This is a genomic window from Haloarcula sp. Atlit-7R, from assembly GCF_003666065.1.
In the GTDB taxonomy this organism is placed as follows: Archaea; Halobacteriota; Halobacteria; order Halobacteriales; family Haloarculaceae; genus Haloarcula; species Haloarcula taiwanensis.
This window is the reverse complement of the sequence record NZ_QXIK01000017.1, coordinates 1-13,309: the sequence shown is the minus strand read 5'-3', so window position 1 is coordinate 13,309 and position 13,309 is coordinate 1. Positions and strand designations below refer to the sequence as shown.

Below are 13,309 nucleotides of genomic sequence, written 5' to 3'. Positions count from 1 at the left end.
GATGATCACCAATGACGTGTCGCCCGTTTTTATCATCTACGTGTTCGCCTACGGACTGGCTACGCTCGGCTGTGTGATCGCTCTCAAACGTGCCATACATATTACAGATGCCGACACCCGTAGAGGGTTGGTCGGGTTGCTTGTCGGAAGTGGCAGCTGGGCGGCACTACAACTTGCCTTTTTGATAGCCCCAACACCTGCGATAGGCTATGGGGCCTATACACTCAGCCTGATAATCGGACTCACTACCGTCGGGGCTTGGCTATACTTTGCTTCAGCTTACACTGGACGGTCTTTCCACCGAGACAGAATGTATAGACGTCTCGCGTTAGCGATATATATCGCCATCATCGCAGTAAAAGTTACTAATCCTCTCCATGGCTGGTACTTCCAGACGAGGTTTGTAACCGTTCCGTTCCCACATTTGACAATCATGCACGGCACATTCCATTGGGTTGTTACCGGCCTCTCCTACGCGCTTGTCGCTGTAGGCTTCTTTATGTTGTACGAGCTGTTTCTGGAAGCTGATTACGATACGCGGCCGCTAGCCATACTTGTCGGGATAACCGGCCTCCCTGTGGTGTTCGATATCATCGGCTTCGCCAGCGATTTTTTGATTGAAATCAACTATGAGCCGCTTGGTGTCGCTGTCTTCGCAATCGGCGTCTTGTACGTGTTTGAAGAAGAGTTTCTCGCGGTCCAACTCACCGACAATGTTAATGCGCCGGTCATCTACCTGAATCGCAACGACCGTATCAATCATCACAACAGACGCGCTAAGCAGTTGTTCCCGGACCTAATTGGAGCAACGGGGGAACCACTGGATGTAGTTATCCCATCAGCAAGTGCGAAGCTTGGTGACCAGAACTGGATTCTTGACTGGACAAGCGATAATGAAACCAAACACTATCTGGTCAGCGATACACCGTTTTCGTTGGGCCGGACCGATATCGGACGGATGGTGCTGTTTACCGATGTGACCCAAACTGAACGACAACGCCGGGAGTTAGAACGACAGAATGAACAACTGGAGGGGTTCGCTGCCGCAATTCGACATGAGCTACTCAACACACTCCAGATTGTCAGCGCCAGAATCGACATCGCTGGCGACGCGGTCGAAGACGGTGAGGTAGATTTAGCTCGGGATAGCTTGCAGACCGCCTCAGATGCCTCTCAACGGATGGCAGATATTGTCGACGATCTGGCGAACCTCGCCCGATACGGCCAAAGCGTCGAAGCCAGCCAGACTGAGACGGTCGATATTGAGAGTATCGCTAAGACCGCATGGGCGACGGCCGATATTGATGATGGTACCCTTTTGATTGAAGAGAATGCAGAACTCACAGCTGATCCCGAACGCCTAGAGGAGATTTTTTTCAATGCGTTTATTTTTGGTACACACAATGGCGCAACCAAGACCATCGTTGCTGTTACCGACAACGGATTTACCATCACTGATGACGGCATGCCGACAGGTGACACTGATCCATCATCATATTTCGAGTACGGCAGCGCGATTCCCGATGCTGAGGCTGGATTGACACTCCCGAATCTACGGGTGCTTGCCGAAACCCATGACTGGGAGGTGACGCTTGATACGTCGTATCAAGGCGGAATCCGAATTGTCGTCTCGGGTGTTAACACGCTCAGCCAGTAGCTTCACCCTCTAACCTGCAAGAATAGTGCCAATTCCAGCGTCAACAATCGTCTTTTACTTGTCGCCGGCCACGACCGCTCGTTAATAGACTGCTGCACAAGAGGTCAAAAATTTTAGACCGGAAGTAGGTCCAGACCGACGCCGTGAGCGTAAGTTGATAATCAAATTAGAAGTGAGCACAGGTTCACCTAACTTGTTATGTAATGTTTCCATGCCTGTGCAACCTATTGTTATAGTCGTGTCTCAAAATAGCTCGATTGAGTTTGAGCATGAACAGTTTGGGAACATTGTCGTAAAGACCTGACAGAGTGGAACGGCGAGACGGAGGAAATAAGCGCCGTCGAAAGTGAATGGCTTGATATCGCCTCACAGCAGGAAGTAACCGCAACGATCACAGAATTTGGTCTCAAGGTTACTCTCAGCCGCGACACGCAAGAGCACCTTGCAGTTGAGTGATCAAGCAACGCTCAGGAAGCCGGTGTGGAAAAAATAGCCTTTGTCTCGGAAGGAATCAAAGCCAGAGCCGTGAGTTCAAATCTTGATGTACCCCAAGAAATCAAGAGGTTCGGATCAGTCGAAGAAGATGTCAATTGGGCAAAAATTTGAAGACGAAGTTATTTCATCCTCTGATCGTAGTAAAATAATGACCTTACCGATCCCGTGAGTCTGGGGTATCGGTAAATTACGCGAACTGGCCAACCGTAGACGAACTCAGTCGTAATCGTGCCGGAATACTCGGCACACCGTTTCACGGTCTTGTCTAACAAGTGCTGTTCCCCTTCGGGAACCCGTTTTCTTCGCCATCCTTGGTGTCCCGCCGCTTTCGAATGGTCGGGGAACGGTTCCATCACGTGCAGAAGGATTCGTTCTTCGGGAAAACGTGTGACAGCGCATGCAAAGGCCAGTCGTGATTCCTTCGAGCCATTGACTGGCACGGCACTGTCTGGTTTTGAATGATCTCAACTGACGTTCTTTCATCGAGCGTCTAGTTCGGCCGTTCGTGGTTGTAGTGGTGTTACCTTGTTGAACTTTTCTCAAAGATGATGACGGTGGCGACTTTGCCTCTGCTACCACTGCGCTCAGTCGACAGTCAACTGCTATGCCTGAGGCGGAAGTTTGTCGGTGTGTACTTAGACTGGTCGTTTCTCAGGCACTCCGTTTAGCGATTAGCACTGGCACGTCAACCGTTCGAAGTACGGTTGAGGCAACGCTTCCGAGCAGTTGACGGCGAAGATTCGACCGACCGTGAGACCCCATGACAACGAGGTTGATCTGGTTGTTGTCGACGTATTCACAGATGCCAGCAGCGGCCCCCTCGAATGAGTTTGTCCGTTCGACAGCAGTCAGTATATTAAAATCAGAACGGGTGTCTTCTATTTCCGTTACGACCCGATCGACAGCTTCCTGCCCTTGCGTATCGAGCCGTTCAATGAATTCCTTCTCGAGGCCGCCTGCGTTAAACGCCCCTCCTGCAGCCTGTAAGTCGACAACGTTCAGCACGTGAACGTCTGAATCGTAGGGCTGGGCAATCGCCGCACCGTATTGCGTCACCTCCTCGGCATTTTCACTCCCGTCCGTCAGAATAAGCATCCGACCGTATTCGGTTATCTCCCCACTCACACGATCACCATCAGGAATGACAAACACCGGCACATCACTCTGGTGGAGAACCTGCTCGGTGACGCCGCCGAGGAGACGTTTACCCAGCCCAGTCATTCCCTGACGCCCGATGGCCATAAGGTCAGCGTTCTGGTCGGCTGCGTACTCACTGATTCGTGCGGCCGGTTTGCCTTCGGACAGTGTTGTCGTAATGGGATAGTCACGGTCTGACGCAAGCTCCTCAATTTCAGAGAGAACATCCTCACCCCGATCTCGAACCCGTGACTGCTCGTCCGCTGTTTGCGTGAGCCGGAGTGACTTCCGTGGGACAACGTGAAGTACATCCACACTGGCATCGACAACCTTTGCGAGGTCAATACCTCGTCTCGCGGCATGCTTGGCTTCGGCGCTCCCATCGACCGCAATGATGATTCGGTCAAACATTCTTCTGGATCTCTGTTTCAACCCCGTCCCCTTCACCGTTGCCGGAGCGACTCCAGCGGACAAGCGATTATACCGGAGGCGCTCGAATCACTACGATGGGAAATGCCATGGACTTGGACGGATTCACAAGTAAGGTACAACACCATCTCGAACTCCGTGACGGCGGTGAGGGGGTCCGTGTGATTCGAGCAACACTCATGACTCTGGGTCAGCCAATCTCCAAGAGAAACGCCGAGGATCTCGCCACCTCAATTCCGATGGCGGTCACGTGGTTCCTGACAGGGGCTGTCCACGAACACAGGCAGCACTTCGACTGGAATAAATTCATTACGTGCGGCAGCGAGATCGAAGGTGGACAGCGACCTGCACACAGTCCTTCCAGACTTCGCTACTATGTATGACCAGATACTGTTCCCGACGGACAGAAGCGAACCGGCCGATTCAGTCCTCGACTATGCACTCGAGATTGCAGCCGAACACGAGGCGACGATCCACATTCTCAACGTCGCAGACACCAGTCAAGACAACCTCACTCAGATACGCGGAGAGGTCATCGACGTACTAGAGCAAGAAGGAGAACAGATCGTTGAGAAAGCAGCACAGCGTGCGACAGCACAGGGAATTTCCGTCGTCCCGGAGGTACGCCAAGGTGGCCCATCGACGTCGATTGTCGAGTACAGCGACCAATCAGACACCGACCTGATCGTGATGCCCACCCACGGGCGGCGTGGTCTCAAGCGGTTTCTCCTCGGAAGTGTCACAGAACGCGTCATCAACACCGCAGAAGTGCCCGTGGTTGCGGTCAATCCCGACAGAGAGCGTCCGCTCACCTATCCGTGCCAGGATCTCCTCGTTCCAACGGATGGAAGCCGCGGTGCCGAACTCGCATTGGCCGAAGGAATCGCCGTCGCGAAAGCGACTGGTGCAACACTCCATCTGCTTCACGTCGTCGAGACAGGGAGTCTGGGCCCCGACGCTCGATCCGTCCTGAAAGAGGAGGAATTGACGGAGCGAGCGAACGAGATTATGGCAGCTGCTACTGAGACCGCGGAGGCGGCGTCACTCGAAGCTATCGAGACCGAGATCGAGTTCGGCGTCCCGTCAAAGGAGATCCGGAACTACATCGAAGGGAACGCGATCGACCTCGCTGTTCTGGGTACGCACGGAGAGACCGATTTCAGCCGATACATGATGGGCGGCGTGAGTGCGAAAATCGTTCGAACGTCACCAGTTCCGGTGATGTGGGTTCGTGAGCCGGAATCGAGTAGGTGACAAACCATTTGGACGTGATTCCCGTAGTCGCTTACAGTACGTATGTACGAGGATATTCTGCTCCCGTTCGATGGAAGCGATGGGGCTGCGGAGGCACTGCATCACGCTACTGAGATCGCCCACTGGGCTGATGCTACGATCCACGTCCTCTTTGTAGCGGATACGACACGCGATAGCGTCACCGTCGTCGAAACCCAAGTTGTCGATGCACTCATCCAGGAGGGCGAAGGCATCGTTGAGGATGCGGAGAAGACACTGCGAACCCTTGGGGCGGACTACGAGTCCGATGTCGTCCAGGGGAATCCAGCGCCGACGATTGTCGAGTACGCTGAGCGGTACGACCACGACCTGGTCGTGATGCCGACGCATGGCCGGAAGGGGGTGTCACGATACCTCGTCGGAAGCGTCACCGAGAAAGTCGTCCGCCTCTCTTCCGTTCCCGTTCTTACGGTGCGGATGCAGCCCGACGAGCAACTGGCGTTCCCCTACGAGAACATCCTCATCCCGACCGACGGGAGTACCGGAGCGACCCACGCTGCTGAGCACGGTCTCTCCCTTGCAGCGGATCTTGATTCGACCGTTCACGCGCTGTCTGTCGTGGATGAGACCTCGCTCGGGCTGGACGTTCGTTCAACGATCTCGGGGCGGGAGCAAGAACAGGCTGCGACCGATGCCGTCGACGATCTTGTATCCGAGGCAGAAACGTACGGGGTCGCGAACACAGTCCGGCACATCGAACACGGGACACCGAATGAGGTCATACTCGACATGGTCGAATCGAGCGATATTCACGCCGTCGTGATGGGGACGACGGGGAGACGCGGGACTGATCGAATCCTGCTCGGGAGCGTCGCTGAAAAGACCGTCCGCTCTGCACCCGTACCCGTTATCACGGTTGGGCACGGCGAGTAGCGGTTCCGTGAACTTCCTCGGAACTATCGGTCTTTCTTGCTTATCGCCTACTTCGAGGCCCTGAACTCAGGTGGGCTGTCGTTCGCTGAGATCGCAGCACCACGGATGACGCTGGCGGTAGCGACAAACGTCAGCGATGCGTTCGACCAGTTTCAAGCACAAGATCAAGAATTAGCGCTCGTCATCCGAGATGGCGAGACCGTCGGGCTTCTCACCGCAACTGACGCCCTCGAAGCCGTAATGGGCGACCTCGAAGATCCGCTTGATTAATACCCGAGAAGCATCTCGTCGTCTGTACTATCGGTGGATACCTACGTCTTCGATTCGAATGTACGGACTGTCAGCACTGGAATTGGTGATGTCCGAACGAGAGACTCAGTGACGCTTCCCAGAACGTATCGATCGAAACCGGTCCGGCCATGAGTACCGACGACGACGAGGTCGATGTCGTGTTCCTCGATATAGGTGAGGATTGCTTTGTGAATCGAGGGGCCGTACTGGACCGATTTCGATGCGACTTCGACGCCCGCGTTGTCCGCGAACGTTACGGCTTCATCGAGGAGTTCATTGGCACTTTCATCTAGCATCTCCGTCTGGATATCGGTACGGACGTCAACTCCCAACGCTGCGATATCGACTGCAGAGAGGAGATGCAGTGCTGCGCCCTCGGCTTCTGTGAGGTCAGTACCGAGAGCGAGCGCTTGATTTGCGCAGTCACTTCCATCAGTGGGGATAAGGATATCTTGGTATGGATGAGCGACTCGGACATCGTCGTCAGGCCGAATCGTAAGTACGGGGACGTCTGCTCGACGGACAACCCGTTCGCTGGTGCTGCCAAGCAGAAACCGTTCGAGTCCTCGGCGTCCGTGCGTTGGCATGACGACAAGATCGAGTTCGTGTTCTTCGGCGTAGTCGATAATCTCGCGATATGGTTCTCCCTGAAGGACTTTGGTGGCGGTGTCAACACCACGTTGGTGTGCCTGCTCGGCTGCCCCACGGATGATTTTGTTACCCTCCTGTTTGAGGGCATCAACATCGTCATCTCGAAGTGTTAGAATATTATCCTGCGTAGTTTCTGCGACGTGGATGATATGGACCGTTGCGTTGTGGTGGGCTGCAAGATTTAATACATGATCGAACGCAACCGATGCCCCACCGCTTCCATCCGTCGGAAAGAGAATTTGTTCGAGCATGGATCGGATAACAGCACGGACGCAGAAAAAATCAGTCCCGGGAGAGCGCCGACCAGTTCCTTCCGGTCCGAGCCTGGGTACTCTGTTCTGACAGGGATTCGAAGACCATCGATAAGTGTCTGATCTGTGCGTTCGGGCCGTTTCACGGCTAAGAGGCAGGCGTCAGCAGCCGAATGATTATCAGTCCACTAGGACAACCTTTGAGTATGGATTCAAATGCGACCGACAATAAGAGCACTCCAAAGATACCGATAGGCGTCCCAAGTATCGATAGTCGTCTTCGTGGAGGTATTCGACCAGGAACCACCCTCCTCGCGATGGGACCGTTTGGAACAGGGTATCATGAGTTCCTTCGAACGATTGCGATACTACACGGAAACTGGCAGGCCGAGTCGGACCTCTTTGAATTAGCATATGGGGAGGTAAGTAGCAATGTTCGACAGCCATCACAGGTTCGGTATTTATCAATCAATGATTCGGAGACGCGATTCCAGAGAAATCTTCACGATACCGGGAGTTCAGAGTGGGTGGATACGGCACTTGAGCACATCAGTTTCCACAGTCTCGCCGATGATGTAGCAGATCTCGGGCCAGTCAAGCCAGCCGAAAACGGAACGGGATTCACATATGAATCAAAGGAAGAACGACCCAGCGATAAATATCAGCAAGTTTTTCGCCGGTTTGACGACCTGATTGAGGAGGTTCCAGGCGAGATTGCGATAGTTGACTCGATTTCTGACTTTCTCCCGATCACCTCGAAATTTCTTGACCCGATGGATCTGTATTTCATCTCGCAGACGCTTTGTCACGTAGCCGCTGAGTCGAATAGTATTCTCATTGCCGGTGCCGATTCTGAGCTTCTTACTGAGAGAGAACGAGCGCTTCTCAAGCGAACCTTCGAAGGAGTCCTGGACTTCGGCTGGTTCGGGCAGGGGAGTCAGCAACGACGAACAATGACGGTTACAAAATTCCCCGAGTTCTGGCGCGAAGCGGATCCAGATGGCCGTATCACGTTCGATCTCGATATTGACCGCGACCGCTTTGGCATTTCAAGCACGGAGAAGATTCCTCCATCAAAATTATGATCATCAATAAGATATGCTCGGAGCCGTGTACATCGTACCGGTATAAATTCAATACGACGGTTACTGGTCTTTTGCGGAACTTATGTCAAAAGCGATACCGACAAGATGGGATGCATCTTTATCTTGGTTTCGGACCAGTCCCGCCTGAGTTTGTATCCAGAGCACGTTACCATCGGAGTGCACGACGCGGTACTCAATCTCACACTCCGCTTCGTCTGCAATAGCCTCTTCTAGGCCTTTTTCTATTCGGTCTCGATCCTCAGGATGCACTACCGCCTCAATGTCACGGATCGTCAGAGAACCTTCGTTGGGCAGATCGAACATTTTGCGGAGTTCATCCGAACAGTGCACCCCATCACTAGCGAGGTTCCAATCAAGGATGCCGAAGTGACCAATCTTTTGTGCTTGTTTGAGACGAGTCTCGTACTTTCTGGCCTGTTTTGCGGTTCGATCGTATGTGACCGTCTGTTCAATTGCGTCGGCAAGTATGTCAAACTGTGTCTGAGGATCACCGCCCTTCTGGAGATAGCGGGTCGCTCCGAGATTTAACGCCTCAATTGCGACTTCTTCGCGACTGTTTCCCGTGAAGATAATAAATGGAGTTGTTGAGTTGAGATTCGTTCGGATGCGATTCAGGAATTCCAGTCCATCGACGTTTGGCATCTGGTAGTCCGAGACGATGCAATCAAACGACTCGTTTTCATATCGATCAAGTGCGGTGGTTGCACAGGAGGCAGTCTCAACACTCAAGTTTGCGCGTCGTTCCAGATACGTCTTTGTGAGGTCTAGCAGTCCCTGATCGTCATCCACGTAGAGGACACGAATCCTCTCGTCCGAAACGATACCATCACCTCCCATCGCATACCCTACAGCCCGACGCTATATGTACTGCACTGCTGGTTTTACTAACATCTGCGTTTCGAAATAACGATTGGTGAAACTCGGATACTCTGGGCTACAAATCAGGAACGCTTACCGGTAAGCCCCCCTCACAGGATAACGGAGGGGAATTGTCACACGCTTCCCTCCCCCCTGATTACAGAAAGTAGTATGCACGGAGTCATATAATCTGGCCGTGTCCATCAGACGCCTCTCAGGCCGAGACCTATACGCACCGGTTTTGCAGTGACTATTCAGGAAACAATCCGCTGGAAACAACCAGCCAACAGTAGTGTCTCTCTCAACGCGTTCGGCGTCACGGACGACCGTTCTGAGGACTACGGATGTGACGAACCCCTCGGAAAGGATCTCTGTAATCCCTGCGTGTGGAACGGTCAGCACGATCTATAGCGGAGATCTTACCCATCGACGATAACACCGTGTCATGAACCACCAACCCTATATCTGTATGGTCCTGTGGCACTAACAGCGATGCGCGGTGCCGAGGTGAATGTATGACTAACTTCGAGAACCATAGCCCAACAGATAGCGAAGGACACGACCCAGACACCGAGACGTATCATGTTCAGTTTGATGCCTCGCGTGACGGCGGAGCGAGCCACGCTGTCGTGACGGCTCTGGCCGCTGTCACCGGCAATGGACCTACCGAGATAGAACCACTATATGACGTGGTTGACCCGGACGCACTGGACGCGCTCTTTCAGCACGGTTCCGACGACTCGAAAAGTGGTATAGCTGTTTCATTTGAACTTGACGGTTCTGACGTGACGGTCTATTCGACTGGAGAAGTTGTAGCTAGTATATCAGAAAGGGGGGGGGGAATCCCCGACAAAAGCGGGCATGAGTAGGAACGAGTTCGGCAGATGGGCTAGTTGCTCTCGGTAATCGTAGACTTCACCGCTGTCCCAACTTGAACCTCGCTACCGCTACTCATTGTCATTCAGTTGCCCACGGAACTGCTCATAGTCGTTTGGCTCTGCGAGTTGGGCGAAGTGAAGATACGGCTCAATGGCGTCGAATTTGTCGGCGGCAGTAACTTTTCCAGTCTCGCAGTCGAAGGTAATCAGGCCACAGTCTGCGAGTTTCGGCAGGTCAGCGTGATAGAGTGCGGTGTAGACGTGGCAATGTTTTTTTTCAGTTTCATTTCCAGCAGCCGTGGTGGCCCTGGACGCCACCAACTGGTCCGCGATATCAGTCAGCGTCCCTCGTCCGTCTCCTTGCTGCAGGTAGTAGAGCGCGTACCGCTTCCGCACATCCGCCAGCACCTCAAAGAGATGGCCCGGCAAGCATGGAACCTCTGCTACCTCTTCAGGTTCAATCACACGAGAGGGTGGTGGCTGGTCGTTAGCACTATCTTCGTTCTCGCGGGTGTCGTTAGATGAAGGCATTGTTGGGTCTTGTCTGGAACCAATGTATTCTATTGGACGCCTGTATGCAAGAACGAGACTATCGACATTAATAAATCCTTGCTACAGCGTGTCACACTCAGCGGTAAGGCGTGTGTTCGCACTTGGAACGGATGTCCCTGTTCACATCCGGAGCAATGAGCCGTAAACGGACCCACAATCACGAAGACTGATCTCCATATTGCGAGTGGATGATTTCGACGGAGAGTTGATGCGGTTACACATCAACCGTACTGCTATTGAGTGGTCAGACTCACAGTGATTTGAATCACACCCCACAAAAGGCGAGAATCCGTAGTAGTGATATGGACATCGGGCTTACTGTCGGCGATTCGGTGGACCGATTAGAAGCAACAGCAGGAGATTTTGCGTTCGCAGAACTCTCGATTGGCGAATCCGCATATAACCCGAGCGAAACCGACGACACCCGCCTTCAGAACGCGCTGGCGGATACGGACGCTAACCCATGCGTCCACCTTCCGTTCGATCAAGTCGTCGCGACGCAAGTCCCTCAACTCAACGACGCGATCGTGGACTACCTTGGCGAGTTACTCTCGTGGGCAGGCACTATCGACGCACAGAAGGCGGTACTCCACGGGACGATGCGCGACCCTCACGACACTGACCAGCGACCGACGTTTGCACGCCAGTTGTCGGCAATCGCTGACGCTGGCGAGGAAGCTGGCGTCGAGGTGGTCGTCGAGAACGTCGGTCACCAAGCCCGCGGACTCCCGCTATCCGTCCTCGGTGAAATCGCCCAGGAGAATGGGATACCAGTCTGTTTTGACGTCGGACACGCCTATATGGAGGATGGCGACGATGGGATTGAGCGCTTCCTCAAAGAGTATGCAGATCTTGTCTCGCACCTCCACGTCCACGACGTCCGCAGTCGCGGGGACACGCACCTTCCGATCGGTGCGGGCGAAATCGAGTACGAGCAATTAGCTGAGTACCTGCCCCGCTTCGACGGGACCGTCGCCGTCGAGGTTTTCACCGATGACAGCCCGTTACTTCGAGATACCGCCCGTCGGATATCCGACCATCTCGACTCCACCGCTTGACTCCTCCCGCGCCCGAAGGAGGAGTACGGACTATATGGTCTCGATAAACCGAGGCAGTGAACCTAACACGTTGAGAACGACTACACGATCGGGGTAGACGGATCTTTGGAAGCGCCTGAAAGTCCATCTCGAAGGGAGCGTTACTACGATTCTATACCGCTCCGAACTGGTAGGACAGGTACCTGTGAAGACCCCCTATTAGACACGAAGGGAGAGAAGCACCCCATCACTTAACGTCCGAGCTCGTCGCGCGGGTGAGCAGGAAGACCGCGACAGCACCGAGTACCAGATCGAGGACTGCGAGAACCACAATTGCCGGAATCAGTGTGTTCCAGATGCCGCTGAATTGCGTGACCTCAACGATCGTCATCACGTCTTGGTCAAGCATCAGCGACCGGGCGGCATCAACCCCGATGTAACGGGGTTGAACCGAGCGAACGTTTGAATCCACTCTGGTAGGGCGTCTAGCGGCAGGAACGCCGACGAGAGGAACAACAGCGGAAACTGGAGGAGGTTCGCCGCGATGATCGTCGACTCCTGGTCTTTCGTGATGACGGCAGCCGCGTTCGAGAGGGCGATGAACCACAGCGAAAACAGCAGGCCGATGAGCATGATACCGACCGCACCAACGAAACCGGTGGCGATTTCCGCGCCGAGCAAGACCCCGAGGCCGAGAATGATCCCGACCTGTACCACGATCCGGAGTGCTTCTGCGGCCGTCTTTCCGACGAACACTGCCGTCCGGTTCATCGGCGTCGCCAAGATTTTCTCGAACATTCCCTCCTCGATGTCGTTCACGAGGCCGATACCGGAGGTGATGGCCGCCGCCAGCGACACCTGGATCGCGATTGCCGGAACTAGATACGTCTCGTAACTGATGCCGGCGCCGCCACCGCGATTGATCGCCCCGCCAGCGATCTGCCCGAACACCTCGGTGAACAACAGCAGGAAGATGATCGGCTGGACGAGCGAGACGACCAACACGAACGGGTTGCGGACGGCTTTCAGGTTCCAGCGTTTGAAATTCGTCCACACGTCACCGACGAAAGAGTTGCTCACTCGATGCACATCGGTGTCGCCCCCCGTCGTGGAATCCGTCGACGGCGTACTCATCGTTCGACCTCCGCGGCAGTTGCTGCCTCGTCACCCGTCACTGCTTGGTCGTCATCCATCTCGTCGCCAGTGATAGCGAGGAAAACGTCGTCCAAGGTCGGGGCACGAATGTTGAACCCGGTCACTGTCAATCCTTCATCCCGGAGGGCGACAAGCAGGTCCGTGCCACGCTCGCGAGCGTTCTCGGAGGTGACGCTGATGCCGTCTTCGGTCACCTCGACCGTCGCTTCCGAGTCGAAGATATCCGTCTCCCGAACGACGGTAGCTGCGCGGTCGCTCGCGTCTTCCCCGTCTTCCAGATCGACGTCGAGGATTTCGCCGCCGACACGGCGTTTCAGATCGGCTGGCGACCCGGTCGCGACGATCTTCCCATCAAGGATGACTGAGAGACGATCACAGAGCTGGTCGGCCTCTTCGAGGTACTGGGTCGTGAGGAAGATGGTGGTCCCCTGGTCGTTGATTCGTTGGAAGTACTTCCACAGCCGGTTGCGGGCTTTTGGATCGAGGCCGGTCGTTGGTTCGTCGAGGAAGACGAGTGGTGGCTGGTGAACGAGTGCCATCGCGGCGTCGAGACGCTTTTTCATGCCTCCAGAGAATTCTTCGGCCTGCTTGTCGCCAACGTCGGCGAGGTCGACGAGATCAAGTAGTTCGTCGATACGGTCACCAC

12 protein-coding genes and 2 pseudogenes are annotated in these 13,309 nt (G+C 54.5%); 8 read left to right on the top strand and 6 right to left on the bottom strand.

Annotated elements, in window-relative coordinates; translation table 11 throughout:
- Position 1: 1 nt before the first annotated feature.
- The gene (locus D3D01_RS20035) at positions 2–1,657 is read left to right on the top strand and encodes a histidine kinase N-terminal 7TM domain-containing protein (protein ID WP_121513503.1); all 1,656 of its coding nucleotides are present in this window, start codon (positions 2–4) and stop codon (positions 1,655–1,657) included.
- A gap of 1,146 nt (positions 1,658–2,803) precedes the next feature.
- On the opposite strand, the gene D3D01_RS20030 is transcribed toward D3D01_RS20035, so the two are convergent.
- Positions 2,804–3,700, bottom strand: a complete 897-nt coding sequence (locus tag D3D01_RS20030) for a universal stress protein (protein WP_121513502.1) — start codon at positions 3,698–3,700, stop codon at positions 2,804–2,806.
- A 95-nt stretch (positions 3,701–3,795) separates the two neighbouring features.
- On the opposite strand from D3D01_RS20030, the gene D3D01_RS20025 reads away from it, so the two are divergent.
- From D3D01_RS20025 to D3D01_RS20010, 4 genes and pseudogenes are all read left to right on the top strand, one after another.
- Positions 3,796–4,101, top strand: a complete 306-nt coding sequence (locus D3D01_RS20025; RefSeq protein WP_199725511.1) for a DUF2267 domain-containing protein — start codon at positions 3,796–3,798, stop codon at positions 4,099–4,101.
- Entirely contained in the window at positions 4,094–4,972 is an 879-nt protein-coding gene (locus tag D3D01_RS20020; RefSeq protein ID WP_121513501.1) for a universal stress protein, read from the top strand. The genes D3D01_RS20025 and D3D01_RS20020 overlap by 8 nt, the downstream gene beginning before the upstream one ends.
- 42 nt (positions 4,973–5,014) lie before the next feature.
- On the top strand, positions 5,015–5,884 hold the full coding sequence (locus D3D01_RS20015; protein WP_121513500.1) for a universal stress protein: 870 nt from the start codon (positions 5,015–5,017) through the stop codon (positions 5,882–5,884).
- Positions 5,885–5,923: 39 nt separating this feature from the next.
- Positions 5,924–6,154: pseudogene (locus tag D3D01_RS20010) on the top strand (hypothetical protein); the annotation flags it as partial.
- A 41-nt stretch (positions 6,155–6,195) separates the two neighbouring features.
- Here the strand turns inward: D3D01_RS20010 and D3D01_RS20005 are convergent.
- A complete protein-coding gene (locus tag D3D01_RS20005) occupies positions 6,196–7,077 on the bottom strand; it encodes a universal stress protein (RefSeq protein WP_121513499.1) in 882 nt (293 codons plus the stop codon).
- Between the two features lie 206 nt (positions 7,078–7,283).
- On the opposite strand from D3D01_RS20005, the gene D3D01_RS20000 reads away from it, so the two are divergent.
- Positions 7,284–8,162: a hypothetical protein gene (locus D3D01_RS20000; RefSeq protein WP_147439959.1), complete on the top strand. Its 879-nt coding sequence runs from the start codon at positions 7,284–7,286 to the stop codon at positions 8,160–8,162.
- 60 nt (positions 8,163–8,222) lie between these two features.
- Here the strand turns inward: D3D01_RS20000 and D3D01_RS23805 are convergent, their stop codons facing one another.
- The gene (locus D3D01_RS23805; RefSeq protein ID WP_158600526.1) at positions 8,223–9,020 is read right to left on the bottom strand and encodes a response regulator; all 798 of its coding nucleotides are present in this window, start codon (positions 9,018–9,020) and stop codon (positions 8,223–8,225) included.
- Between the two features lie 536 nt (positions 9,021–9,556).
- Between D3D01_RS23805 and D3D01_RS19990 the strand changes: the two genes are divergently transcribed.
- On the top strand, positions 9,557–9,910 hold the full coding sequence (locus D3D01_RS19990) for a HalOD1 output domain-containing protein (protein ID WP_121513497.1): 354 nt from the start codon (positions 9,557–9,559) through the stop codon (positions 9,908–9,910).
- 78 nt (positions 9,911–9,988) lie between these two features.
- Here the strand turns inward: D3D01_RS19990 and D3D01_RS19985 are convergent, their stop codons facing one another.
- Entirely contained in the window at positions 9,989–10,450 is a 462-nt protein-coding gene (locus D3D01_RS19985; RefSeq protein WP_147439958.1) for a hypothetical protein, read from the bottom strand.
- 323 nt (positions 10,451–10,773) lie between these two features.
- Between D3D01_RS19985 and D3D01_RS19980 the strand changes: the two genes are divergently transcribed.
- Positions 10,774–11,529, top strand: coding sequence for a sugar phosphate isomerase/epimerase (locus D3D01_RS19980; RefSeq protein ID WP_121513495.1), 756 nt, complete (start codon positions 10,774–10,776; stop codon positions 11,527–11,529).
- Positions 11,530–11,755: 226 nt separating this feature from the next.
- Here D3D01_RS19980 and D3D01_RS19975 read toward each other — a convergent pair.
- Together D3D01_RS19975 and D3D01_RS19970 are read right to left on the bottom strand one after the other, a co-directional pair.
- Positions 11,756–12,642 (bottom strand): annotated as a pseudogene (locus tag D3D01_RS19975) (ABC transporter permease).
- Positions 12,639–13,309: DUF4162 domain-containing protein (locus D3D01_RS19970; protein ID WP_121513494.1), on the bottom strand; the 671-nt coding region annotated here is incomplete at its 5' end. The gene D3D01_RS19970 and the pseudogene D3D01_RS19975, both read right to left, overlap by 4 nt.

What these genes read in the sequence shown, in the direction of transcription:
- D3D01_RS23805 (WP_158600526.1), bottom strand. Translation starts at nt 9,020, where the DNA reads ATGGGAGGTGATGGTATCGTTTCGGACGAGAGGATTCGTGTCCTCTAC.
- D3D01_RS20035 (WP_121513503.1), top strand. Translation starts at nt 2, where the DNA reads ATGATCACCAATGACGTGTCGCCCGTTTTTATCATCTACGTGTTCGCC.
- D3D01_RS19985 (WP_147439958.1), bottom strand. Translation starts at nt 10,450, where the DNA reads ATGCCTTCATCTAACGACACCCGCGAGAACGAAGATAGTGCTAACGAC.
- D3D01_RS20015 (WP_121513500.1), top strand. Translation starts at nt 5,015, where the DNA reads ATGTACGAGGATATTCTGCTCCCGTTCGATGGAAGCGATGGGGCTGCG.
- D3D01_RS20030 (WP_121513502.1), bottom strand. Translation starts at nt 3,700, where the DNA reads ATGTTTGACCGAATCATCATTGCGGTCGATGGGAGCGCCGAAGCCAAG.
- D3D01_RS20020 (WP_121513501.1), top strand. Translation starts at nt 4,094, where the DNA reads ATGTATGACCAGATACTGTTCCCGACGGACAGAAGCGAACCGGCCGAT.
- D3D01_RS19990 (WP_121513497.1), top strand. Translation starts at nt 9,557, where the DNA reads ATGACTAACTTCGAGAACCATAGCCCAACAGATAGCGAAGGACACGAC.
- D3D01_RS20005 (WP_121513499.1), bottom strand. Translation starts at nt 7,077, where the DNA reads ATGCTCGAACAAATTCTCTTTCCGACGGATGGAAGCGGTGGGGCATCG.
- D3D01_RS20000 (WP_147439959.1), top strand. Translation starts at nt 7,284, where the DNA reads ATGGATTCAAATGCGACCGACAATAAGAGCACTCCAAAGATACCGATA.
- D3D01_RS20025 (WP_199725511.1), top strand. Translation starts at nt 3,796, where the DNA reads ATGGGAAATGCCATGGACTTGGACGGATTCACAAGTAAGGTACAACAC.
- D3D01_RS19980 (WP_121513495.1), top strand. Translation starts at nt 10,774, where the DNA reads ATGGACATCGGGCTTACTGTCGGCGATTCGGTGGACCGATTAGAAGCA.